A 24505-nucleotide genomic window follows, 5' to 3' on the forward strand; every position below is an offset into this window, starting at 1 on the left:
AGGTAGAATATGGCTCGTAAAAAGGATGTTAATTATTTTGATACTTTTGTGGAATTAGCAGAGTATTCTTGTCAAGCTGCAAATTTATTAAACGAAATCGTAAACAACTTTAAAGCAGATGAGCTACAGCAAAGAATGAAAGAAATGCATACTATAGAACATAGTGGAGATGAAGCTAGGCATGTGATGATAAAAAGGCTTGCAAAAGAGTTCATCACTCCAATAGAGCGTGAGGATATTATGGCTATGGCAGATTCTATAGATGAAGTAACAGATACTATTGAAGATGTTTTAATGTGTATGTATATGTATAATGTTTCATATGTGCGCGAAGATGCATTGAGGATGACAGAAATCGTTGTAAAGTGTTGTGATGCTCTTAAACAAATGTTGAGTGAGTTCCATAATTTCAGAAAGTCTCAGACATTACATAATCTAGTTGTGGAAATCAATAATTTTGAGGAAGAAGCAGACAAACTGTTTATGGAAGCAATAAGAAATCTGTATGTAACATGCAAGGATGTTTTAGAAATTACAGCATGGGATAAAATCTACAACTATTTAGAAAAATGTTGCGATGTATGCGAAAATGTTTCTAGTGTAGTAGAAAGTGTGATAATGAAGAATTCATAATATATTTAAAAGCACAGAGTATAGACGATAATAATCTTGTACTCTGTGCTTTTTATATTCCATATAAAATATTATAGGTCGATTTTTTTATTTTCCATTAAGAATTTTGCTGATATTCCTGGCTCTGTCATATGTATTGGGTCTAATACAGCATCTAGCTCTGATTCATTTAAAATATTATTTTCTAATATAATATTTCTTATAGGTTTACCAGTACTCATTGCTAATTTTGCAATTTCTGCAGCTTTTTTATATCCTATATGTGGACAAATAGCAGTGACAATTCCAATACTATTTTCAACTAAGTCTCTACATCTTTCCTTGTTTGCAGTAATTCCCTTAATACAATTTTCAGTGAGTGTGTTTATTCCGTTAGCTAGCATTTCTATAGATTGGAACAGATTGAAGAAAATTAATGGTTCAAAAGCATTTAACTCTAATTGTCCTGCTTCTGCAGCCATAGTTATTGCAACGTCATTACCTATAATCTTAAATGCTACTTGACTCATAACCTCTGGAATAACAGGATTAACCTTGCCTGGCATTATGGAAGAACCATTTTGTTTTGGTGGAAGATTAATTTCACCAAAGCCAGTTCTTGGTCCAGATGACATAAGCCTAAGGTCATTTGAAATTTTAGATAAGCTAACAGCACATGTTTTAATAGCAGAGGAAACAGATACAAAGCAATCTAAGTTTTGTGTTGAATCTACTAAGTCTTCTGCTTGGTGAAAATCAAAGCCAGTGACTAAACTAAGGTTAGGTACTACTCTGTCAAAATACTCATCATCAGCATTTACACCTGTACCTATTGCAGTTCCACCCATATTTACAACTTTAAGTTCTTCTTGAACCTTAGTAATTCTAGCTATATCTCTTTTTATTACAGAACTATAAGCTTTAAATTCTTGACCTAATCTAATAGGTACAGCATCTTGCATTTGGGTTCTTCCCATTTTAATTACGTCATTAAATTCTAATGATTTTTCTAAAAGTGCAGCATGTAACTTTTCTAACTCTCTAATAACCTTAGGAAGTAGCTTTAAAATAGTAATTTTACCTGCAGTAGGAATAACATCGTTTGTAGATTGTCCCATATTCACATGGTCATTTGGATGAACAAAATCATATGCTCCTTTTTCTCCACCTAACATTTCGTTAGCTCTGTTAGCAACAACCTCATTTATATTCATATTAGCAGAAGTACCTGCTCCACCTTGAATAGGGTCAACAATAAACTCATCATGAAGATTTCCTACAAGTATTTCATCGCATGCTTGAACAATTGCACTTTCAATCTTTTTAGTTAGCAATCCAACTTCTCTATTTGTTATTGCAGATGCTTTTTTTACAAGAGCAAGACTATTTATGAATTCTTCATGCATTCTAGTACCAGTTATATTAAAGTTCTCAGCTGCTCTTAAGGTTTGGACACCGTAATATGCATCTATAGGAACTTGTTTCGTACCTATAGAATCGCTTTCTTCTCTAAAATTGGTGAAACTGTCTGTTATACTCATATTATTTATCCCCCTTATGGATGATTATTGTATTGAAACTTAGATAATAGATATTAGTTTAAAACAACATGACTAAACGTCCAGACCGAGAATACTCTACCTGAACTTAAAATTATAAGGCTTTAACTTTTTACTCATGTAGTTTAAAAAAACAACAAATATCACATGCAAACCAATTATAGCCCTTTTTAATAAAATAATCAACTAGATGTCGAACTATGTCTTAAAAAAATCTTACTGATGTTCATTTCATGGCAACATCTACTAATCGTTGAAATATAAAGAATATTTAATAAATTACGTTTTGTTCAAATTGTAAAGAAACTAGGTTGATTATTGGATTAATAACAGATAGTCTATCCTAGAAAACAATCTTTTTTGTCGATAAAGAAGGATTTTGAACTTACTCATAGAATATAGGAACATGAATATGAGTGAATCGTAGCATATAAAATCAAAATGAGGTGACAATATTGCGAGAAATAGATGTAAATATCATACAAAAGCTAGTAGCAGAGAAATGTATATCTTCTAATATTTTCATAGAAGAAGACATAATGAATGCTTTTAAAGAGGCTAAAGAAAAAGAAAGCTCCACCGTTGGAAATATGATATTGGATATGTTAATTAAGAATGCAGAAGTAGCCAAGGAAGAGGCTATACCTTTATGTCAGGATACAGGAATGGTGGTAGCCTTTGTAGAGGTTGGACAAGAAGTTCATTTTGTAAATGGAAATGTAACTGATGCCATAAATAAAGGTGTAATTGATGGTTATAGAGATGGTTACTTAAGAAAATCAGTTGTAGATGATCCACTTCTTAGAAATAATACTAAAAATAATTCGCCAGCAGTTATTTACTACAATATAGTGCCAGGAGATAAAGTTAAAATAGAGCTTATGTTCAAGGGCTTTGGCAGTGAGAACATGAGTCAAGTTAAAATGCTCAAGCCTTCAGATGGAGAAGAAGGAGTATTTGATTTTGTAATAAAGGCAGTTAAAGATGCAGGACCAAATCCTTGTCCACCTATTATAGTAGGGGTAGGCATAGGAGGTACTATGGATAAGGCTGCTAATTTAGCAAAATATTCATTAATTAGGCCGATTGGATCTAGGAACAAGTTAGAACATCTTGCAAGACTAGAAGAAAGACTACTAGAGAAAATAAATACATTAGGAATAGGTCCGCAGGGTTTAGGAGGAGTTACTACTGCATTAGACGTGCATATTGAGTCCTATCCTACACATATTGCTGGGCTTCCAGTAGCAGTAAATATTAACTGCCATTCTTCTAGACATAGTACCATAGTTTTATAATTATATTTAGACTAGAGGTGAAAAAAATGACTATAAAATCGATAAACACTCCACTAACTAAGGATGTGTTAGGAGAACTTAGAGCTGGTGATGTAGTCTCTCTAACAGGTACAATTTATACAGGAAGGGACGCTGCTCATAAACGCTTAATGGAAACAATAAAAAACAAGGAAGAACTTCCATTTGATATAAAAGATGCAGTGATTTTTTATGTTGGCCCGACTCCTGCAAAGCCTGGAAAGGTTATAGGTGCTGCTGGTCCTACAACTAGCTATAGAATGGATAGTATGACTGTTCCCCTACTAGAACTAGGATTATCGGGCATGATTGGAAAGGGATTAAGAAGTGATGAAGTTATTGAAGGCATGAAAAAGTATGGAGCAGTATACTTTGCAGCAGTAGGTGGTGCAGGTGCTTTAATAGCAAGCTCTGTTAAGGAATCAGAAGTAGTAGCCTATGATGATTTAGGTACAGAGGCCATCAGAAAATTAAGAGTGGAAAATATGCCTTTAATAGTATGTATAGATACTTACGGAAACAATCTATATGAAAATAACAAATAGGAGAGGATAAGGTTCATGAAAGATTATAATGAATTGTCATTACAAATGCATAGAGAAAACAAAGGTAAAGTTAGTATTAAAAGTAAGGTTAAAGTTGAAAATAAAGATGATTTATCTATGGCATATACACCAGGGGTAGCTCAGCCATGTAAAGAAATAGCGAAGTGTAAAGACAAGGTATATGAATATACATTTAAAGGGAATTCAGTTGCTGTAGTAAGTGATGGTACAGCAGTGTTGGGATTAGGAGATATAGGACCATATGGTGCTATTCCAGTAATGGAAGGGAAGTCAATATTATTTAAAAATTATGCAGATGTAGATGCATTTCCTATATGTTTAAATACTACAGACATAGAAGAAATAATTAGAACAGTAAAACTATTAGAGCCTGTGTTTGGAGGTATAAATTTAGAAGACATAGCTGCACCAAAATGCTTTGAAATAGAAAGAAGATTAGATGAAGAGCTAGATATACCAGTTTTCCATGATGATCAGCATGGAACTGCTATAGTAGTATTAGCAGGACTTATAAATGGATTAAAATTAGCAGAAAAAAAATTTAAAGACTTAGAAGTTGTAATAAATGGAGCTGGGGCAGCAGGTGTTGCAATAGCAAAACTTCTACTAAGTGCTGGTGTAAAGGATGTAATCCTATGTGATACAAAAGGAGCCATATCTAAAGATAGGCAGGACTTAAATCCAATTAAAAAGGAAATGGCTGAAATAACAAACAGAAGTTCACAAAATGGTGAATTAAAGGATGTTATAGTTGGTAAGAATGTTTTTATTGGGGTGTCTTCAGCTAACTGCTTAACTAAAGACATGGTTAGAACAATGGGCGACAAACCAATGATTTTTGCTATGGCAAATCCGATACCAGAGATTATGCCAGATGATGCTAAGGAAGCAGGAGCCTTTATAGTAGGAACAGGAAGATCTGATTTTGCTAATCAAATAAATAATGTTCTAGCATTCCCAGGTATATTCAGAGGTGCTTTAGATGTAAGGGCTAGTAGAATAACTGAGAATATGAAAATTCAAGCAGCATATGGAATTGCAAATGTAGTTAAAGAAGATGAGCTAAGCGTAGATATGATAATACCAAGCCCATTTAATAAGGAAGTAGCTGTGGCAGTTGCAGAAGCAGTTAAGAAAGCAGCTATTGAAGATGGTGTAGCTAGAATATAGTTTTACAGAGAAAGCCTTGACTAGACTGAAAGCCTAATCAGGGCTTTTATGTTATAGTTCTCTATATAGAAGAGAATAAAATTGTTCATAAATGTAATTTTTGCTGAAAGAAATTATTATAAAATACATGCTAAGAGGCAGATACTATAAGTTAAAAGGGAGGAAGATTTTTATGTCACGGAAAGCATTTAATGCTAAGGATGCAGTAGCCGTTGGTCCATACTCACATGCAGTAGAATCAGGAGATACAGTTTATTTTTCAGGACAAACTCCTATAGACTCAAATACAGGCAAGCTCGTAGAAGGTAGTATTACGGAGCAAACTGAGCAGTGCTTTAAAAATCTGTTTAGCGTACTTGAAGCTGCAGGGCTTACCCCTGATGATGTGGTTAAGGTAAATGTATTTCTTACAAATATGGATAACTTTTCTGCAATGAACCAGGTATATGAAAGACAATTTTCAAGCCCATATCCTGCAAGAACTACAATAGGAGTTGCGTCGTTGCCATTAGGAGCACAGGTTGAAATAGAAATGATTGCTAGGAAAAAGTAGATATTTTTATACAGACAAAGCAGATATATTCATGGTGGTACTATACGAGAGAAGCAAGAGATAGAACTGTAGGCTGAAGAATTGACTATTTTATAGTGACTGAAAGATTAAAGGACAAACTGATAGATGCACAGGTCCATTATGATATTATGGACAGTGAACATTGTCAGGTAGTACTTGAAATTATGTAAATAAGTGACAGGAGAGTGTACTCTTGTCACTTATTTATTAATCTTACTATTTGTAAAACACGTGTCCACCGATACGTGTTACATATGTCTTGTTATTTATAATCCATTTACCTGCTGCTTTATCTGGATTGAAAAAGTAAGTTGAAGCTCCTACTGGCTTAACACCATTTAGAGCATCTTTTGCTACTTGTATACTTTCTTCCGATGGGCTATTGTAGATAGTTCCATCTTCTACTGGGCTAAATTGAGGAATACCTTTATAGTATTCGAATATTACGCCCTTTATCGTGTTAGGGAAATCACTTGAAGCCACTCTGTTTAGGACAACATTTCCTACAGCTACTTTCCCTCTATATGGCTCCCCACCAGCTTCTGCATGGATAATACGAGAAAGCCAATATAAGTCTGTGTTACTGCTACCAGAGTTTGTCCCACGTGAAGCTGAAGTTCTATACAATAATGATTGAGTTTGTCTACCTGCAATTCCATCAATGAGTATCTTGTTAGCTTTTTGAAACTCAATAACTGCTTTTTCAGTTCTGGGACCGAAGATACCATCAACATTTCCAGCCCAGAAGCCTTTATTATTTAAAGTCTGTTGTAATTTAGATACTTCTGGCCCCCTGCTCCTAAACTTTAAAACTGTATAATTTTCAGTAGCAAAGACACTTGTTATGTTCAGTAAGATTAATACTATTACTAAAATTAATACTACAATTCCTCTTTTACGTATTTTCATTGAAAACACTCCTTCCTATTTTGCTTCCGAAGTTAGCTGACGGGTTCGGGATAGAAGGCTCCCTACTATGAGACTCATAGATTAACCCCTTTAATGGTTCCTCCGTACCTAAATATATAGGATTCAGCAAGCATAGTGTTTTGGGCATAAAGTTATTATATAGGTCCAAAAAAGTTATGTCAACCTTTATTCAAGATTAGAACAAATTACATATTAGGCCATATTAAACCACTATTAATAGGAGTAAGCGTTAATATATAAATAGATTGACAATGTAATTGGATATATGATTACTTTAAGACAAGAAGTTTATATTAGTAGGTTATTTTAGCTGAATTTTCTATTTGAAAGGAAGAAAAGAATTGGATTAAATCGTATGAGTATTAGCATACAGTTTTTTAGTAATTTAAGTCTATTTTGACTATGAAATTGTATTAAAATCATTTATAATATCTTAGGTAATGAGTTTAAATATATAAACTTAGAACAGCAAAAAAATTTTCTTTTATTAGATTAGGAGTTTAAAAAAATGAATAAACAATTTTTTGATTGGAAGGATCAAATCCTAGATAATGGCTTAAGGGTAGTCTCTATAAAAAAAGATACAGAGCTTTGTTCTATTCACTTAGGAATTGATGTAGGTGCTGTTAATGAAGAGGAGAATGAAAAGGGACTTTGTCATTTTATTGAGCATATGCTTTTTAAAGGAACCAAAACAAGAACTAATATTGATATAGATCAAGATTTAGAAGATAGGGCAGGTTCATATAATGCTTATACAACATATACATCTACTGTTTTTTCAATAACTGCACTTCTTCAGGAGTTAGAAAAATCCTTGGAGATATTATCAGATATGGTAATAAACTCTACTTTTCCTTCCAAAGAAATAGAAAAAGAAAGAGGAGTTATCCTAGCAGAGTTTAGAAGTGGTTATGATGATGTAGAGCATTATAGTTATAGTAGGGTAAATAGTGTAGGTTTCGAGAAAAGCCCACTAAGATATGATATATTAGGTAAAGAAAGTATCATTAAAAATGTTACTAGAGAAAAAATAGTATCTTTTTATGAACAGTACTATATTCCCAATAATACTGTAATAAGCATAGTGTCTTCATTAGCTCATGAGGAAGTTATTGAAATGGTTAAGAAGTATTTTAGTTTATGGAAAAGGAAAGTACTAAAAAAGAAAAAGATATTAACTGAAAAGAACCGAAGTATAGAGGTTATCTCATATAAAAAAGAGATAGAGCAGAATACCATTGTGTACCTATACACCTTTTATGACCTAACTAGAGATGAAGAACTTGCACTAGAGATTCTTAACCATAAGCTTGGTAAAAGCGCAAACTCCATTCTTTTTAGGGCTTTAAGAGAAGATAAAGGAATATCTTATGATGTTTATTCAGAAATAGATGTAACTGATTATATAAAAACCTTATATATTTATTGTTCTGCATCTGAGGATGATATTTTGGAGGCTAAAGAAACGATAGATAATTGTATTAAAAACATTGTAAACAAGCATATAGTCATAGATGAGAGAAACATAAGTCTAATGAAAAAAGCTATGAAAACTGGAATAGCATCAATTCTTGAGGACTCAGAAGGTTTGTGCAACTATGTACTCCACCAGATGCTAATGAATAGAAGGATAGATGGCTTTTCAGAGGATTTAGAGGCCTTAAATAATATAAAAGCAGAAGATGTATATAAAGTAGCTGGAAAAGTTTTAAATGGAGCTACTATTCACATGCTACTCAATAAAAGATAATGAAAATCCTAGGCTTTAACTACAATCAGATTATATAAAAATAGGTATATACTGTTAAATCTATAGTTCCATATGTGTGTTAGAATATATAAGGCTGGCATAGCCAGCCCAAATATTTATAGTTTTTTTGTAATTAATTCAGCTATCTGAACTGCATTTGTAGCAGCACCTTTTCTGATGTTGTCAGCAACTACCCAAAGATTCAATCCATTTTCAACACTAAAATCTCTCCTAATTCTACCAACATATACTTGATCTGTTCCATCTGCGGTTAAGGGCATTGGATAAATGTTATTTTTAACATCATCCTGGACTATAATTCCTTTGCTCTCATTTAGGATTTTAAATATATCATCTATTTCAAAGCTTCTTTCAAATTCAATATTTACAGAAGCACTATGGCAATTTTTTACTGGGACTCTAACAGTTGTGGTAGTTATTTTTAAAGTATAATCATTCAATATTTTTTTAGTTTCTTCAATCATCTTCCTTTCTTCCTTAGTATAGCCATTTTCCATGAAGATATCTATGTGAGGTAAGCAATTGTATGCAATAGGGTGAGGATACTTAGTATGTTCTAATCCCTTCATTCCATTTTCTAAATCATTAATACCTCCAACACCTGAACCAGATACTGCTTGATAAGTTGAACATACTACTCTCTTTATCTTATATGTGTCGTGAAGTGGTTTCAAAGGAACCACTACTTGAATTGTGGAACAATTAGGATTTGAAATAATTCCATTATGCCATGTTATATCTTGCGGGTTTACCTCAGGTATTATAAGAGGAACGTCCTTATCCATTCTCCATGCACTACTGTTATCTATTACAATAACTCCTTTTTCTTTTGCAATAGGAGCATATTTTTTGCTTATTTCACCACCAGCAGAGAAAAGTGCAATATCTATATCCCTATTAAATGAACTATTCTTTAATTCTTCTACAATATATTCTTTATTTTCATATTTTAATTTTTTGTTTCTAGATTTAGCAGAAGCATAAAGGTATAAATTATTTATTGGAAATTTTCTTTCTTCAAGTATTTTTAGAAATGCTCTACCCACCATACCAGTAGCACCTACAATAGCTACATTAAACTTTTTCAAGTATGAACCACCTCCAAAATAATTAGCATTATAATATAACGCTTATAAATCTAATTACACTTACTGTTCATGACTAATATATTGTATGTTTTTAGATTATAAAAGTTTTTTTAAAAATTAAATTAAAGAAAGGACTTATATAGTCCTATCATTTGCTTAATAAAGATTAATACTTTCCGAATCCGCCTCCGAATAAAAAGAATATTACTAATATTATTAGTATAATGAATATTAGACTATCCTCAGATTCACCACCTAATAATCCGCCAAATAGACCTTTGTTTTCTGTCATGCACCAAACCTCCTAATATAAAATTATATATGTTATATTATGCTGAAGTCTTTTTTTGGTGCAAATAATATTTTTAAAACACTTTTATATAAATGCCATTTATGTTATTATTTTAATAATAACCTTAAGGTACTAAGCATATCAATAAAGCTTAATTTTATATGAACTTATAGTAAGGGAGGAAAAGAGATGGAACAGCTAAAGAAAAAGATATTAGAAGAAGGTAGTGTAGAAGAAGGGAATATTTTAAAGGTTGACAGTTTTCTAAATCATCAATTAGACATTAAGTTTCTAAATGAGGTAGGAAAAGAATTTAAAAGACTTTTTGATGATAGAAAGATAACAAAAATACTAACACTTGAAACATCAGGCATAGCTATAGCAAGTATTACTGCCCAGTATTTCAATGTTCCAGTAGTGTTTGCTAAGAAGATTGCAACAAAGAATCTTGATAAGGAAACTTATGAAAGTGATGTTTACTCATATACCAAGGGGAGAACCTATAAGATTAAGGTATCAAAAAAATATATTAAACCAGATGATCATATTCTTATTATTGATGATTTTTTAGCAAATGCACAGGCTGCATTAGGTCTTATGGATATTATTAATAAAGGTGGGGCTACTCTAGAGGGAATTGGTATAGTAATAGAAAAGGGCTTCCAAGATGGAGGAAAGCTCCTAAGAGAACAGGGTGTTAATCTAAAATCACTAGTAATTATAGATTCATTTGATGGAGATAAAGTAAAGTTTAGATAGAAAAAACCAGAGATTTTCTGGTTTTTTCTATTTCAATCAATTATTATACTATTATGAGTCTAGTTGATTTATTTATCTCAAAAGTAGTATAATATTTTTAGGTCTATGTAATAAATATTTAGTATTTGCTGGTTAGAATATGCTTTATATATTGCAAATAATAAGGCAGAAGGCAGGGGATATATTATGATGTTTTATTGGGAAAGACTTTTGATACCATATGAACAAGCTGTAGAAGAGCTTAAGGTCAAGTTTAAAGGAATAAGAAATGAGTATAGAAGATTAGATGAATACTCTCCTATTGAATTTGTCACGGGTAGAGTAAAAGCCATTTCAAGTATTATAGACAAAGCAAGAAGAAGAAATGTACCACTAGAAAGAGTAGAAGAAGAAATAGAGGATATTGCAGGAATACGTATAATGTGTCAACTAGTAGACGATATTGAAAAAGTAGTTCAGTTAATAAGAAGTAGAGATGGTAAGGATTTGAAAATTGTAGAAGAAAGAGACTACATAACTAATATTAAAGAAAGTGGATATAGGAGTTATCATATTATTATCAAATATATGGTGCATACTGTATTTGGTGAAAAGGAGATACTAGCTGAGATTCAAATTAGAACATTGGCTATGAACTTTTGGGCGACTATAGAGCATTCATTGAATTACAAATTCTCTAGAAAAATACCAGAGGATGTAAAGGAAAGATTGAAAAATGCGGCTGAGGCAGCATTTTTACTTGATCAAGAAATGTCAGAAATTAAGGATGAAATTACAGATGCTCAAGAAATCTTTCAGTTAAAATCATCACTAATTGTTGATATACTGAAAAAAATTCAAAATCTATATTTCACTGGTAAGATTAAGGAAATTGAGGGGATTCAAGAGAGATTTCTTGTACTTCAAGAACATGGTAGTGTATCTGAATTAAGAAAGTTTAGCAAGGAACTAGATGAAATGCTTTAATTGAAAATTAACTTTCCATGGCTTGATTAATTTTTTGCTAATAGGGTAATATATTTGCAAAATATAATATGTGTTGGGGGAATAGCCATGGATAGAATAGAAAAGAATCTTAAGTATTTCTTAGATAAGTATGGAGATATATACGAAGCATATGAGAATTATGGACAAAAGGTACATAATGATGGAGGGCCTCTTGATGAGAAGACTCGTTGGCTAATCAAAGTAGCAATCTCAGCTGCATGTAAACATCACTATTCTGTAAGAACCCATATTAGAAAAGCTCTGAAAAGTGGATGTACAAGGGACGAAATCGAGCATGCACTTATGTTAGTAGCACCAACAGCAGGTTTTCCTGCATTTATGGAAGCACTTATGTGTTTAAGAGAAGAGCTTGATGAGAATGGATTATAACAATAACGGCTATGAATAGCCGTCATTGTTATGATCCATAAAAAATCTATCTTGCAATCCTTATAATCAAGAGCTTTCCATTGATGAGTTTCAAGAGAAGTTTTTTTGAGTTTTATGCTTTCATAAAAATTTTTATTTTATAACTATTTACCAATATTATTCTTTATATTCATAGCAAATTCTCTAGCATATTTTTCGATATTTAGCAGTTCTAGAATAGCCCCTTTGTCATTAGCAGTAGCCATAAGAGAGAAGTAAGGTGGTAGTCTAAAGGTTTTATTTATATTTAGTGCACTGATTAATTGCTTAGCAACTGAATCGCCGCCTGAATTTCCTGAAACAATGATACTATAAAAATATTTATTATAAAACTTAGTTTTTCTAAATAGTGCTGTTAATCTGTTGATTACAGCAGAAAGATTTGCAGAGATTGCATCATTATAGTTAGGGCAAATCCAAATAACTATATCTGATTCAAGTATAGCTGGATAGACTTCTTCAACCATAATCCCTCCATAAAAACAGCTAGTTTGCTGTCCATAATGTTTGCATATCTTATAAGGACAACCGATACAATCCTTAACTGTACCATTTTCTATATTTATCTCTCTTATTGCATAGTTTTTTAAGTTCCCTTTAACCATATCCCAAAGCATTAATGAATTTGAAGTAGCCCTATTGCTAGCATGAAGAACTAGGATATTTGGATTCTCAAGAAGTAGAGGTCTATACTTTCTTAATCTATTACCTAGGTCCTTACAGCTTTCAATGCACACATCTATTAAAGGCTTATTAGATATCTTCTGCATAGTCAAGAAGTTTCTTAAGGAGCCCGTTGCTTCTACTAAAGGCCTCCCAGGAAAACTTAGCCCAAGCTGGTTAGTCAAGAAAATAACATTTTGTGCAACAGTTTTAGTAAACAACTCAGTATTACTATGCACTAAAACTCCTCCTATAGAGCCAGATAATCCATGCCTTCCTCTATTAAATATTTCTGTAAGTATTTTGTCTAAACCTAAGCTTATACCTGCATTGTTAAGTTCCACTGCAAAAATAATTTTCTTATTTCTTAGGTCAGGAATATTACGTTCATCTTTAATAATAATTGAATTCCAGCCTTCAGTGACTGCATCAATCATCTTAGCAAGAATATCTGAAGGCTTCTCAGGAACTACTAAATAGAGGTCGTTCATATAGTTTTCGCCAGCCTTTCAAAGGTTGCTTCTAATTTTTTATATAAAGATTGGGGAAGATTTAATCGTTCAAGCTCTGTACCCGAGGGGGTTAATCTATTCTTAGCTCCCATATATACTCCACCTATAAAAGTAGCACTATAATGCCAATTGCCCTTTATAGTATTTATTATAGATAGGGTGCCAGAAGATAGAGCAGGTGCAATAAAGGGCTTATATCCTGCTTTTCTAACCTCTAGATTTGCCTTTAGTGTCTTTTCAGTCAGGTAATCAGATAGTTCATCATCATAGTTCTCTATGCTATTAGCTATGACTAGTCCCTGTCCATGTGGACCAAAGGCTCTACCTTCATTAATAAAAGATACTGTCTTAGGATTTTTAGAAGCATAATATGCTGCCCTAGCAGTCATTACACCAAGTCCATATCCTCTTATTTGTTCAGGTGCTAGCCCTTTATAGTCCATAATTCCTTGAGGGCTTTTATTACTTTCTATAAGTGCAACCTTACATAGCAGGTCTACAGGATCAGATACAACAGCGAATATTCCGTTGAAGTTATTTTCCCTTGCCATAAGAGCATATTGTTTAATGATTTTTGAATTGCTATCTAGTTGATAAAGTCTCACATCTCCAACATTTTCTCCTACCTTAGGTACATTCTTTGAAGCACAAAATACAAACATATGACAGTTAAACAACTCTTCTTCTGATATACCTCTTATAATAGGGTAATCTTCACCACAGAAGGGATCTAATATCTGGTTTGCCTCTAGCTCCCATCTAGTAACAGATTCTATTGATCTTGAATATATCCCAATTTCAGATATACAACTTCCGCCCAATAGACGAAGTCCAGTTAGAAGAGTTCCCCCAACATCTCCTAATCCAGCTAGGTTTATTTTCCACTTAACAGGAGGATCATGCTCTAATACACTTTTCCAGTTATGATAGCTTGTATTTATAGCCATAATCTTCCTAAAATTAATTTTAGAAAGTATCCAGTCTCTTATCTCATAATTCTTGTCTTCCGGGCTAGCTAATAAGCTTAAATCTTCTTTTGTTAAAAATAACAGCGAGTGATCGGAAATAGCGAAGCTTCTCCTCGAAGATTTAGGGTCTAAAGCTGTGAGAAAATATATTAAATCCTTTTCATTTAATGCTTCTATTGCTTCACTTTCAGAAATCTCATTAAATTCATCATATCTATTAAAAGAAAAAGCAACTTTATCCTTTATCTTATAGAAAAACATCAAACCCCTCCTTAATCTATTAAGATACTTTAAGGACATATATAATAATCGAACTTTAGATTTAAATCATAATTCTTAGAGAATGTAAGACAAAAATCCGTTAAGCAACTTGCACTGAAGTATATTCTTATCATCTCACTATATCCTTAATTCTATTTAACCGCAAAATGTCATTTTTCAAATATTCAGAAGGCTTAATATTTAAGTCATATTCTATAAACCTACCTAGCTCAGGACATCTAGGAGTTATGAATACTTCACCTAAATGTTTAAGAGTCAAATTTTTTTCCTCTTTTAATAAATATTCTCTCTCAATAGTTTGCAATATATCAATGGAATTTAGTATACAAGTTTCTGATAACTTAATAATAGATTCTTCAGAAGCATTTTTAATGAAATTAGGAAACATATAGGGCATTATTAAGTTGATAGAAGGAATCATGTATCTTTTGGGCTGATCTCCTGTTCGTACAGAATCTCCTCCCATAAAAGGATATAGCTGACTTTCATCAAACCATACTCTTAGGTTAGGAATAAAATATGCAGAGTCTACTTGAGTTTCGCTAGCATCAGCAAATTCTTTTCCTCTACCAGAAAGAATACCTACTATTGTCTTATCTACAGTTATGCCTTCTTGTTTAAGAAGAGGACCAATGGCTTTCATCCTATACCCCTTGTGAAGCAAATCATCAATCAATATCACAGCTCTATTGAAGGAACGCAGTAATTTAATCTGATTTTCTAAGCTCATATGATATCTAGAAGGTACAATGGTTGAGCTTTGTAAATCTGGTTCAAATTGCTTTTCAGTATGCATTGATTTAGTAACAGTATTAGGGACTATTGAGCCTTTTAATATAGAACCAAAGGGGACACACATTAAGGTTCCGAGGGTTTTAGGTTCTATTACTTTTACTGGGACATCGTTAGTTTTACAAATCTTGTGAATTAACTTTTTATGCAAAATTTCCATATCAAATGATAGTAATAAGTTGCCTGGATAAAGCTTAGTCAATGCTAATTGAAGCTTTTTTCTTGCTTTTCTTATTGAGTTTAAAACACTTTCATTGCTCTTAAAAGGGTCTTTAATTACAGTTTCGATATTAAGATATAAGGTGCAAGGGTTAGTCATGTTTACCTTATATATAGGCTTATCTTTTTCACAAAAAGGTACTAGCTGAAATCCTTGAAGTTCAAGTGTTTCATATAAATCCTTTGCCAAATACGAGCCTATACAGCTTTTAAAAACAGCATAAGTATAGTCTTCTGAAAGGCACAATGCAAGGGTTTCTGTAAGCAAGATTTGGTTTAAATTTTTGTATTTTGATGAATTATCAATATATATTCCATCTATTAACAAAACCCTACCTATAGCATCTTGTCTTAGATAATCAGATACTTCATGATTTCCGAATTCTCTAAAGAACATTCCTGATTTGATCCAATGAAACATAGAAAATCCTAGGATATTTCCGTTGTTACTATCTTTTACTAATATTATACGAGGACTAATCTTTGACTTTAAGCTAGATAACTTACTGAAGGCAATTTTATCATCATTAAAAAATACTTGGCATAGTTTTGATAACAGATCAGTGTCAATATGCTCAACTATTTTAATGTCAAGAGAAGTAGTTTGGAGTAATGTCTTATATTGAGGTTCTCTCCTATATACACCATATTCATAGATATATTTCTGTGCCAGAGGGTCTATAAGTTGAGAGATATCCCTGTCTTCATCTATATATGTTCTAATTTGAGTTGAACTTATGTCTTCATATTGAGGAGGAAGTGATAGCCTAATTATTTTTCCTCTAATGTTCTGAATTGCTTCCTCTAGCTTTTTATCATCATGTTCTGCAGAAACTATACTTCTTCTATCGAAGATAATATGAGGGAAGGTATGTATTGAATCCTCAGCTTGTTCATTTTTGTAGCTAGAAGCATTTAGTATTACATCACTTCCAACTACTATATGAATACTAGAGTTTGAAAAACACTCTTTCAATGCCTTCAAATCTCTATTATTTGCTATATTAATCTGAATATCCTCTGGAAACAGGTAGATTCCTAATTCATCGGCTATGGATATATTTATAATTTCACGTCTTAATAGATTTGGCTGAGTCATTTTAGACCATGAAAACTCATCAACAGCTAAATATACATCAAATCCTAGATTTCTTATTGCCAATGCTATCTCTTTGTGACTCAAAGAAAAGGGATCAAAAGTCCCTGGGAAAAATGCCACATTGGGATTATGCTTAATTTCAAAGCTCCCATAATAGAACACATAATCTGATATAAATCTATATACGTGATTTAATGCTGCTGAATTGTTTAAAAAAGCAAGCTTATCTTTATCAATTTCTACTAATAGAGTAAGTAGCTTCTTCAAAATAAGCTCGAAAATCTTTCCTTTTTCTTTTAATGGAAGTACAGGTGAACCAAGTATTTCCTTACCTATTACTCTAAAGGCTTCATGACTAATTTGATAGTCATAGTTAGCAAGTCCATTTAACAATATTCCCAGCATTTTTTTGAGTCTTTGCTGATTTTTTTCTATATCCTCATCAAATCTTTCCCTGTATTGTGGATAATTTTCTATGGCACTTCCTATGGTTCTGAGCAGTAGAAAAGTGACTTGAGGGCTAGATTGTTTAACTTTTTCGATAAAATCCTCGATTACTTCATCTAATTCTACAGGGTGCAAATATAAAAGCATCTTTCCCAAATAGGGAGGGATGTACTTGGTAAACTGAAAATCCTGCATTTCAAGAGCACGCAAAAGTTCAACACTTACGTCATTTCTCTCAACTAAACTAAGATGAGGGAAAAGCTTAAGTAATGCTTGACCAGCACGTGTCCTCACACTCTCAGTAGCACTTACTTTAATTAAGTTACAGTAATGCATGGCTGTATGAAGTCCATTTTCTCTTGGAAATTCCAGCCCAAGTTCAAGAAGAAAATCAATAGATATTTTCTTGATTACCCAGCTTGTAGCAGTTTTTAAATTCTTTAGAAAAGTATCTGAAACTCTTGCATGATCATCAAGGAAATAGCTCCTAAATAAGGCTTTAGTTTTATCCTCAAAACTTAGTACTTTAGATATTTTATATTTTAGAAAATTTATCGGAACAATATCTGGGTAATTAGCATTATCAGTTAGATTAATGATTATTTTATCAAAACCATTGTTGATTTGAGAAGAAAGATAATATATGCCTTCAAGGGCAGATAGTTCAATATCTAAGTTATAGCTATTACTCATTCTTTCAACAAATCCAAGTACCTTATGACACTCTAACTCTTTATATTTGCTAAAAGGTATATATTTTATAGTTTGAATTAGATAAAGAATAGCATCATCTTCAAGACTGTAAGCAGTATCATAATAGTTCAGCATTACATCGGTAAAGTTCCTTCCTTGATCTTCGCTACAGTGTTTAAAGAGTGATCCTATCATATCTTCTAAGCATAATCCTATCCATTTTCTGTGTGTTTCAATTATTTTATGGTCAGGACATAGGAATAAGCTAACATACTTAGCTAGAAGCATGCTACTAGTTATTTCTGGTGACTCTATATTTACATCATCAGGTACTTCTTTTCTATACACTTCATCGAATAGTGCTATGAATTTACCTATTAATTGTGCACATTGCTTTCTAACATCCTCTTCCTTGTGAGTTAAAAAGTCATAAAGAAAGTTAAGAGTAATTAGTTTTTGCCTTTGAGTTAAAAAAGTAGAGTATTCTTCGAAAATATTAATATAACCTCGAAGTTTTTTCCAGTCAGTTTCGCTTGCAGCCATTTCCAGAATAGTATTTAATGAAGTTTCGTTTCTAAATATATTCATCACATGAATGTTATGCTCAATAGCTTTGTATTTAATATTATCTATTATTTCTTTTCCCTGCATAAGTGAAACGTGCTTCTTACTTTTGCTAGTCAACTTAACTCCATCTAAGTCAACATTTACTCCGGCATCAATTATAAAGTTTTCAAAATCCTTAAGCTTCGAATATACTCTTTTGTATCTTTTTTCTTTTTTCAAATCCACATTATCTAGCTTGTTCAATATAATATCAAAGGATTCCTCAAGTGAATAGATATGCATGATTCTACTACCATCAGGTAATTCTTTATTCTTAACTCTAAAGTCTGAATATATCAAAACGAGAGATTCAATTGGTAGATTTTCTAGCTCTAAATCCCATGTAGAATGATAGGTAGCTATATGTCCTATGTAGGGTAAATTGTGTTTCTTAAACCATACATCAGTGTAGTAATAGTGTAGATAAGGAACTCTTTGATATTCACTTCTGCTACAGCCAAATTTACCTATATCATGTCCTGCTGCTGCGCCAGATAATTTGCAAAGGTCAATTGGAAGACTTATCTCTTTAATCTGTCTACCTATGAATAGTGCTAAATAATGAACTCCACAAATATGGTCAAGAGTATTGTGGTTAGTGATTTCCTGATGGAGCTTCATCATTTCATAAACATAGAGATTATTAAATACATTTTTAAACTGTCTATATTCAGCTAAGCTTGCAGACTTTTTTTCTTCCTCAGAACTGAGAAAGATTAGAGGATATTTGCTTTGACAGGTACTTGTACTCATGTTTTTTTCAAACTCAAATACTACCCTAAGAGCCTTAAGATAGAAAATTATGACAGGGTTATATTTAGGGTCTACATCTATATCGATAGCATTAGGAAATGACTTATTTAGACTAAATTGATAGACATAATATAATAGGTTGTGGGGAGGCTTAGTACCGAATATTTGTATGAGAAGGTTTTCACAAAGGCTTAAAACAGCCTGACAACTAAAGTCTTTTTCTTTAATCATTTTCTCCAGATTATCTATGAAAGAATCCTTTAATATATTATCACTAACTATTTTTGCATCTAGTGAAAGTTCAGTCAAAAATTTTTCATTCATTAAGGCTCTTACTAATTTATTATGTAGTTTTTGAACCAATGACTTGATCATAAAAACCTCCTTTGACTAGAAATAATATTTACTGTGTTTCTTTATTTTACCATTGTTTAGAACTATAGTAAATAAGGCTGCTATTTTTTAAGCGTTATTATATATAAAATTACATAAGAATGACCTAGCGCTTGAAACATACAAGTACTAGGTCATCATATGAGCAACTTACAAGAAATAAGAGATTTTAGAAATCTGTTTACTCAACCTTTAATTCAAAATTTCCTACTCCCATATCAACTTCAATACTAGCTTTTGATACAGAGTTTTCGTAATTAGGGGAGATGTACCAGCCATTTTCTTTTTTCCAGTTTAAATCATTAAGGTTACTGTGTTTTAAGGCTCCATCCAGTTTGACTCTTACTCCTAAGTCTTTTGGAACAGAGATATTGATGTTTGTAGCTCCAGCATCAATATCTACTTTTAGATTTTCAACATTGTTTCCTAATAATAGGTTTATATCACCAGCACCAAAATCTAAGTCTAATTTATTTACTCTAAGGTCTCTAAAATCTATATTTCCATTAACTACACCAATGTCACCTTCTATATCCCAAAGCACCTTGTCAGAAAGAGTAAAATTACTTTTATATCCTTTGTTTCCTCTTAGATTAATTTTATTATTTTTTTCTCTTATAACAATTCTAGCTTTCTCACCACTATTAGAATAGTCAATACTATTATTAACATGTTGACTTTCTATATATCCATCAAGTAAGTTCATATCAGATGCAGAGTCAATTTCCAAATCAACTTCACCTAGTTCTAGATCAAGAGAAGCTTTTTTTGTTTTATCATCAAGCTGGTATGTTATATTTCTAGAAGATCTCTTATTGCTATTAGAATTAGAACTTGCATTGAAATCAGCATTGAGATCTATGTTTATGTTAGAGTTTTTACTTATATTTGTTTGATAGTCTTTATATTGCAAATAAAAACCATAAGCGATGACTATTACAAAAAAGCCAATCCATACTAGAGTTTTTATAGTTCTCTTATCGTTAAATACTATAGAAGCACCTGCTGCGATTAAGATTAGGGGCCACAAATCAAAGGCCACTTCAAGTATTGACCACCTGATTAGGTCTAGATTATAAAGCAGCAAAAATATGCCGATAAAAACCAGAATTCCTCCAAAAATAAAATTATTTCTTTTCATTGAAATTCCTCCCATTGACTATTATATATAAGCCAGCTAAAACAAGTATGATTCCACCAAAGTTAACAAAATCTAACCAGTATAAGAACTTCTTTGCAAAAATAAAAGTCCCTAATGCTATTAATCCAATTCCTAGGATCATATTGTTCTTTTCATCTCTGTTTGTAGGATTATTATCATAAGTATATTCAGAGGTATAACCTCCATCAAAAGTAGTTTCTTTTCTATTATAGTAGCTATAAGGAGCTTCTGGAATAATAATCATACAAACAATATATGCAATAATTCCAATTGCCTTGGTAAAGAACAATAAAACACAGACTAATCTTATAATTACAGGATCAACATCAAGGTAATCTGCTAGTCCTCCACAAACTCCTCCAATAACTTTATTTTCTTGCGAACGATAAAGCTGCCTACTCATTTGATTTCTCCTTTCCTTTATAAAATACTCTTATGCAGAAAATATTATTACCTAATATAGTATTAGTATTGATATAGATATAAGACGTAGAGTTATTGCAACATACTTCATTATATGATAAATAATTTTTAAACTCAGCAATTAAATGACACATAATTCTTTTTGGGGTAATAATAACTAGTATAAAGCTGTGTAATAGCGAAACAAGGGAGTTGAATAGCATATATAATTTAGTATTTTAAATATCTATAGTTTGTGATAGGCTATTATCATAGATATAATATCATTTATGGTGGTGATTCTGTGTTTACTATACTTTCATTAGTGTTTAGATATATTTTTATATTTTTAATCTATCTATTTATGATAATAATAATTAGAATGATTTATCTTGACATTAAAAGTATGGGTGGTGCTATAAGTGATGGAAGCTCATATCTAAAGCTATTGAATAGAAAAGATACATTACCTTTTAAAATAAAAGAAGTATATATACTAGGAGATGACGTCTCAATTGGAAGAGGAACTCAAAATGATATTATCTTAAGGGATCCATATATTTCAAAAAATCATGCTAGAATTATTCTTGATGAAGATGAATACTTTTTAGAAGATTTAGAAAGTGCTAATGGAACCTTAATAAATGATACAAGGGTATTAGATGTTGTGAAACTTAAAGATGGTGACAGAATTAAGTTTGGACAGGTAGAGTTCCTTTTCATAGAAGGAGAATAAGGAGTGTTTGCAATGACAAAGAAACTACTTGGGTTTAGGTCACCTCAGAGTCTTTTAATGATTATAAATATTTTGGCTCTATTGCTTTTAATGACTTTTAATACTGATGTTGATAAAATCATATTATATTCAGCACTAGCCTTAACAGTTGTTATTTTCTCATCTAGCATCGTATTGTATAAGATTTCCAGTGGAGATACGTATATTTTTTTAATAGTTACTATGCTTATTAGCATAGGGATTATTATGATTTATAGAATAAACCCTGCACTTGGATTTAAACAGGTTATTTGGTTTGGAATAGGAATCATTTTATTCTTCATATCCTATTTTGTCTTTAAAAGTATAAAGCGTTGGGATAAATTACTTTACCTGTATTTAGGTATGTCTTTAGTTTTATTCTTAGCTACCTTAATCCTTGGAACTAAAAATAAAGGAGCTATAAACTGGATAAAAATTTATGGTTTCAGCTTCCAACCTGCAGAGATGATTAAGATACTATTTATTTTCTCTTTGGCTTCATATTATGTAAACAAAGAAAAATACAATAACAGTCTAATTTTTTTAGCTGTCGTTTATGCACATATAGGCTTTTTATTTATTCAGAAGGATCTGGGAACTGCCTTGTTATTTTTCATGTTATTTATGTCAATTTTATACGTTTATGAGGAGGATAGAAGGCTAATATTCTATAACATTGTAGGTGCAATGGTCTTAGGTGTTTTCGGATACTTTATGTTTAACCATGTTAGAGTCAGAGTAGAGACATGGTTAAACCCGTGGACAGATATTGGAGGCAAAGGATATCAAATCACACAATCACTCTTCGCAATTGCATCAGGAGGGTTTTTCGGTACAGGAATTGGACTTGGACATCCAGAATTTATTCCAGAGGTTCATAACGACTTTATTTTTTCTGCAATATGTGAAGAGATGGGGATATTTACTGGTATAGCAGTGATTTTCCTTTTTATGATTATTGTATATAGAGGTGTAAAAATTGCTTTACAGCAACAACATCTATTCTATAGGATTATTGCTTTAGGTATAACCCTAATGTTTGGATATCAAGCTTTCATTATACTAGGAGGAGTTACTAAAATGATTCCCTTAACTGGTATTACTTTACCTTTTGTAAGCTATGGTGGGAGTTCTCTAGTATCAAGCTTTGTTGCTCTTGGGATTTTGCAGGTGACTTCTGAAGAAATTGATTTAGAACAGGAGGAAGAAGATGAACATAGAGTCCAAGAGGATAATTAGAATACTCATTTCTTTATGTGGGTTGTTCATAGCCTTAGTTTTATACATTAGCTATTTTCAAATATTTACAGCAGATAAGATTGTAACTAATAGCTACAACAAGCGACAATGGATGGATGAAGAAAATATACTAAGGGGAGAGATTACTGATAGAAAAGGAGCTGTATTAGTGCATAGCATAGATACAGATAAGGGACAGATAAGAGAATATAAATATGGTCCAATATATAGTCATATAATTGGGTACAGCTCTAGAGAATACGGTAAATCTGGAATAGAGTCCATATATAATAAAGAACTGCTAGATTTAAATGATTTAAATCCCATAGGAGAGCTGAAGAATATATTAACTGATGGAGAATCATTAGGTAACAATGTCGTCTTATCCGTAGAACATGATATTCAAAAGTATGCATATGAGCTACTTGGTAACAGGAAGGGTGCCATAGTATTGATGAGTCCAAAAACAGGGGAGATATATGCAATGGTAAGTAGCCCATCCTTTAACCCATCAAATTTAAAAGAAAATTGGGAAGATATAGTGTCAAATGAGGACAGTCCACTGCTCAATAGAGCTACTATGGGTTTGTATACCCCAGGCTCTATATTTAAATTGATTACAGCCACAGCAGCCATAGAAAATAGAGAAACAGATGGAACTTATAACTGCAAGGGCTCAATAAAATTAGATGGATATGTGCTTAGGGATTACGGGGGAATAGCACATGGAGAAGTGGATTTAAATGATGCTTTTTCAAAATCTTGTAATACAGCCTTTAGCCAGATAGGTCTTGAAATAGGTGATGACAAACTTAGAAAAGTAGCAGAGAGATATATGTTTAATAACAATATTCCATTTGATCTACGAACTGCTAAATCTGTTTTTCCAGAAAAAATTATTTCTAAACCAGAACTAGGGGCATCTGCCATAGGACAGGGGAGGTTACTTGTAACCCCTTTAAATATGGCAATGGCAGCTTCTGCCATAGGGAATCAAGGTGAAATGGTGAGACCAATTTTAGTTAAAGAGATAATTGATAGTAATAATAGAGTTCTAAAAAAGTATAGAACAGAGGTTATATCAAAAGTCACTACTCCTGAAATTGCAGAGCAGTTAAAATCAATGATGGTTGATGTAGTGGAAAAAGGTACAGGTAAAAATGCTAGAATAAGTAATATGCAAGTAGCAGGAAAGACGGGAACTGCAGAAAATGAAAGCGGTAAGGAACATGCTTGGTTTATTGGTTTTGCTCCAGCAGATGATCCTAAAGTTGCAGTAGCAGTCGTAATTGAAAGCAGTGGAAAAACTGGAGGAGTGGAAGCAGCTCCAATAGCTAGGGATTTGATGAAGAGAGCAATACAAATATTAAGTAAGTAATATTAGGGACATTTCGATTCTTTTCGATATGTCTCTTTAACTTTTTTGTCTTTAATTTTGTACTGAGAACTTTTCTATATGTTT

Annotated in this window: 21 protein-coding genes and 1 riboswitch; of the genes, 12 read left to right on the forward strand and 9 right to left on the reverse strand. The window is 32.1% G+C overall.

Annotated elements, in window-relative coordinates:
* Nucleotides 1-9 precede the first annotated feature (9 nt).
* Nucleotides 10-633, forward strand: coding sequence for a DUF47 domain-containing protein (locus tag DW1_RS07295; protein ID WP_074349953.1), 624 nt, complete (start codon nt 10-12; stop codon nt 631-633).
* Between the two features lie 71 nt (nt 634-704).
* Here the strand turns inward: DW1_RS07295 and DW1_RS07300 are convergent, their stop codons facing one another.
* Nucleotides 705-2153 (reverse strand): aspartate ammonia-lyase, encoded by a 1449-nt coding sequence (locus DW1_RS07300; RefSeq protein WP_074349954.1) that lies wholly within the window; start codon nt 2151-2153, stop codon nt 705-707.
* A gap of 473 nt (nt 2154-2626) precedes the next feature.
* Here DW1_RS07300 and DW1_RS07305 point away from each other — a divergent pair, with 473 nt between their 5' ends.
* The 4 genes from DW1_RS07305 (at nt 2627) to DW1_RS07320 (ending at nt 5776) form a co-directional block, all read left to right on the forward strand.
* On the forward strand, nt 2627-3469 hold the full coding sequence (locus DW1_RS07305; RefSeq protein WP_074349955.1) for a fumarate hydratase: 843 nt from the start codon (nt 2627-2629) through the stop codon (nt 3467-3469).
* A 26-nt stretch (nt 3470-3495) separates the two neighbouring features.
* Complete coding sequence (locus DW1_RS07310; RefSeq protein ID WP_074349956.1) at nt 3496-4032, forward strand: Fe-S-containing hydro-lyase; 537 nt, start codon at nt 3496-3498, stop codon at nt 4030-4032.
* Between the two features lie 15 nt (nt 4033-4047).
* Nucleotides 4048-5223, forward strand: a complete 1176-nt coding sequence (locus DW1_RS07315) for an NAD(P)-dependent malic enzyme (RefSeq protein ID WP_074349957.1) — start codon at nt 4048-4050, stop codon at nt 5221-5223.
* A gap of 172 nt (nt 5224-5395) precedes the next feature.
* On the forward strand, nt 5396-5776 hold the full coding sequence (locus DW1_RS07320; RefSeq protein WP_074349958.1) for a RidA family protein: 381 nt from the start codon (nt 5396-5398) through the stop codon (nt 5774-5776).
* A 237-nt stretch (nt 5777-6013) separates the two neighbouring features.
* On the opposite strand, the gene DW1_RS07325 is transcribed toward DW1_RS07320, so the two are convergent.
* Nucleotides 6014-6706, reverse strand: coding sequence for a cell wall hydrolase (locus DW1_RS07325; protein ID WP_200800487.1), 693 nt, complete (start codon nt 6704-6706; stop codon nt 6014-6016).
* 6 nt (nt 6707-6712) lie between these two features.
* Nucleotides 6713-6845: riboswitch (cyclic di-AMP (ydaO/yuaA leader) on the reverse strand.
* Between the two features lie 390 nt (nt 6846-7235).
* Here DW1_RS07325 and DW1_RS07330 point away from each other — a divergent pair.
* The gene (locus DW1_RS07330) at nt 7236-8480 is read left to right on the forward strand and encodes a M16 family metallopeptidase (RefSeq protein ID WP_074349959.1); all 1245 of its coding nucleotides are present in this window, start codon (nt 7236-7238) and stop codon (nt 8478-8480) included.
* Nucleotides 8481-8596: 116 nt separating this feature from the next.
* On the opposite strand, the gene DW1_RS07335 is transcribed toward DW1_RS07330, so the two are convergent.
* Nucleotides 8597-9589, reverse strand: coding sequence for an aspartate-semialdehyde dehydrogenase (locus DW1_RS07335; RefSeq protein WP_074349960.1), 993 nt, complete (start codon nt 9587-9589; stop codon nt 8597-8599).
* 166 nt (nt 9590-9755) lie between these two features.
* Nucleotides 9756-9881 (reverse strand): hypothetical protein, encoded by a 126-nt coding sequence (locus DW1_RS15915; protein ID WP_278335730.1) that lies wholly within the window; start codon nt 9879-9881, stop codon nt 9756-9758.
* A gap of 189 nt (nt 9882-10070) precedes the next feature.
* On the opposite strand from DW1_RS15915, the gene DW1_RS07340 reads away from it, so the two are divergent.
* The 3 genes from DW1_RS07340 (at nt 10071) to DW1_RS07350 (ending at nt 12017) form a co-directional block, all read left to right on the forward strand.
* A complete protein-coding gene (locus DW1_RS07340) occupies nt 10071-10640 on the forward strand; it encodes a xanthine phosphoribosyltransferase (protein ID WP_074349961.1) in 570 nt (189 codons plus the stop codon).
* 183 nt (nt 10641-10823) lie between these two features.
* Nucleotides 10824-11606 (forward strand): GTP diphosphokinase, encoded by a 783-nt coding sequence (locus DW1_RS07345; protein ID WP_074349962.1) that lies wholly within the window; start codon nt 10824-10826, stop codon nt 11604-11606.
* 87 nt (nt 11607-11693) lie between these two features.
* Nucleotides 11694-12017 (forward strand): carboxymuconolactone decarboxylase family protein, encoded by a 324-nt coding sequence (locus DW1_RS07350; RefSeq protein WP_074349963.1) that lies wholly within the window; start codon nt 11694-11696, stop codon nt 12015-12017.
* 143 nt (nt 12018-12160) lie between these two features.
* Here the strand turns inward: DW1_RS07350 and DW1_RS07355 are convergent, their stop codons facing one another.
* From DW1_RS07355 to DW1_RS07375, 5 genes are all read right to left on the reverse strand, one after another.
* Nucleotides 12161-13210 carry a flavodoxin family protein gene (locus DW1_RS07355; protein ID WP_074349964.1) on the reverse strand — a complete coding sequence of 350 codons (1050 nt, stop codon included), beginning with the start codon at nt 13208-13210 and terminating at the stop codon, nt 12161-12163.
* Nucleotides 13207-14460: a Rossmann-fold NAD(P)-binding domain-containing protein gene (locus tag DW1_RS07360; RefSeq protein WP_074349965.1), complete on the reverse strand. Its 1254-nt coding sequence runs from the start codon at nt 14458-14460 to the stop codon at nt 13207-13209. Before DW1_RS07360 ends, DW1_RS07355 begins: the two co-directional genes overlap by 4 nt.
* A 130-nt stretch (nt 14461-14590) precedes the next feature.
* On the reverse strand, nt 14591-19465 hold the full coding sequence (locus DW1_RS07365) for a cytidyltransferase (protein WP_074349966.1): 4875 nt from the start codon (nt 19463-19465) through the stop codon (nt 14591-14593).
* Between the two features lie 199 nt (nt 19466-19664).
* A complete protein-coding gene (locus tag DW1_RS07370; RefSeq protein WP_074349967.1) occupies nt 19665-20624 on the reverse strand; it encodes a LiaI-LiaF-like domain-containing protein in 960 nt (319 codons plus the stop codon).
* The gene (locus DW1_RS07375) at nt 20611-21048 is read right to left on the reverse strand and encodes a PspC domain-containing protein (protein WP_074349968.1); all 438 of its coding nucleotides are present in this window, start codon (nt 21046-21048) and stop codon (nt 20611-20613) included. The genes DW1_RS07370 and DW1_RS07375 overlap by 14 nt, the downstream gene beginning before the upstream one ends.
* Nucleotides 21049-21351: 303 nt before the next feature.
* Between DW1_RS07375 and DW1_RS07380 the strand changes: the two genes are divergently transcribed.
* The 3 genes from DW1_RS07380 to DW1_RS07390 are packed head-to-tail and all read left to right on the forward strand — an operon-like array spanning nt 21352 to nt 24421.
* Nucleotides 21352-21783, forward strand: a complete 432-nt coding sequence (locus DW1_RS07380) for an FHA domain-containing protein (protein WP_074349969.1) — start codon at nt 21352-21354, stop codon at nt 21781-21783.
* Nucleotides 21784-21795: 12 nt separating this feature from the next.
* Nucleotides 21796-23043, forward strand: a complete 1248-nt coding sequence (locus DW1_RS07385; protein WP_074350036.1) for an FtsW/RodA/SpoVE family cell cycle protein — start codon at nt 21796-21798, stop codon at nt 23041-23043.
* Nucleotides 23015-24421, forward strand: a complete 1407-nt coding sequence (locus DW1_RS07390; protein ID WP_074349970.1) for a peptidoglycan D,D-transpeptidase FtsI family protein — start codon at nt 23015-23017, stop codon at nt 24419-24421. The genes DW1_RS07385 and DW1_RS07390 overlap by 29 nt, the downstream gene beginning before the upstream one ends.
* Nucleotides 24422-24505: the final 84 nt, after the last annotated feature.

This window comes from Proteiniborus sp. DW1, from assembly GCF_900095305.1.
In the GTDB taxonomy this organism is placed as follows: domain Bacteria; phylum Bacillota; class Clostridia; order Tissierellales; family Proteiniboraceae; genus Proteiniborus.

Excerpts from the sequence above, each read along its gene's own strand:
- DW1_RS07295 (WP_074349953.1), top strand. The coding sequence starts at position 10 with ATGGCTCGTAAAAAGGATGTTAATTATTTTGATACTTTTGTGGAATTA.
- DW1_RS07300 (WP_074349954.1), bottom strand. The coding sequence starts at position 2,153 with ATGAGTATAACAGACAGTTTCACCAATTTTAGAGAAGAAAGCGATTCT.
- DW1_RS07310 (WP_074349956.1), top strand. The coding sequence starts at position 3,496 with ATGACTATAAAATCGATAAACACTCCACTAACTAAGGATGTGTTAGGA.
- DW1_RS07315 (WP_074349957.1), top strand. The coding sequence starts at position 4,048 with ATGAAAGATTATAATGAATTGTCATTACAAATGCATAGAGAAAACAAA.
- DW1_RS07320 (WP_074349958.1), top strand. The coding sequence starts at position 5,396 with ATGTCACGGAAAGCATTTAATGCTAAGGATGCAGTAGCCGTTGGTCCA.
- DW1_RS07325 (WP_200800487.1), bottom strand. The coding sequence starts at position 6,706 with ATGAAAATACGTAAAAGAGGAATTGTAGTATTAATTTTAGTAATAGTA.
- DW1_RS07330 (WP_074349959.1), top strand. The coding sequence starts at position 7,236 with ATGAATAAACAATTTTTTGATTGGAAGGATCAAATCCTAGATAATGGC.
- DW1_RS15915 (WP_278335730.1), bottom strand. The coding sequence starts at position 9,881 with ATGACAGAAAACAAAGGTCTATTTGGCGGATTATTAGGTGGTGAATCT.
- DW1_RS07340 (WP_074349961.1), top strand. The coding sequence starts at position 10,071 with ATGGAACAGCTAAAGAAAAAGATATTAGAAGAAGGTAGTGTAGAAGAA.
- DW1_RS07350 (WP_074349963.1), top strand. The coding sequence starts at position 11,694 with ATGGATAGAATAGAAAAGAATCTTAAGTATTTCTTAGATAAGTATGGA.
- DW1_RS07355 (WP_074349964.1), bottom strand. The coding sequence starts at position 13,210 with ATGAACGACCTCTATTTAGTAGTTCCTGAGAAGCCTTCAGATATTCTT.
- DW1_RS07360 (WP_074349965.1), bottom strand. The coding sequence starts at position 14,460 with ATGTTTTTCTATAAGATAAAGGATAAAGTTGCTTTTTCTTTTAATAGA.
- DW1_RS07365 (WP_074349966.1), bottom strand. The coding sequence starts at position 19,465 with ATGATCAAGTCATTGGTTCAAAAACTACATAATAAATTAGTAAGAGCC.
- DW1_RS07370 (WP_074349967.1), bottom strand. The coding sequence starts at position 20,624 with ATGAAAAGAAATAATTTTATTTTTGGAGGAATTCTGGTTTTTATCGGC.
- DW1_RS07375 (WP_074349968.1), bottom strand. The coding sequence starts at position 21,048 with ATGAGTAGGCAGCTTTATCGTTCGCAAGAAAATAAAGTTATTGGAGGA.
- DW1_RS07385 (WP_074350036.1), top strand. The coding sequence starts at position 21,796 with ATGACAAAGAAACTACTTGGGTTTAGGTCACCTCAGAGTCTTTTAATG.
- DW1_RS07390 (WP_074349970.1), top strand. The coding sequence starts at position 23,015 with ATGAACATAGAGTCCAAGAGGATAATTAGAATACTCATTTCTTTATGT.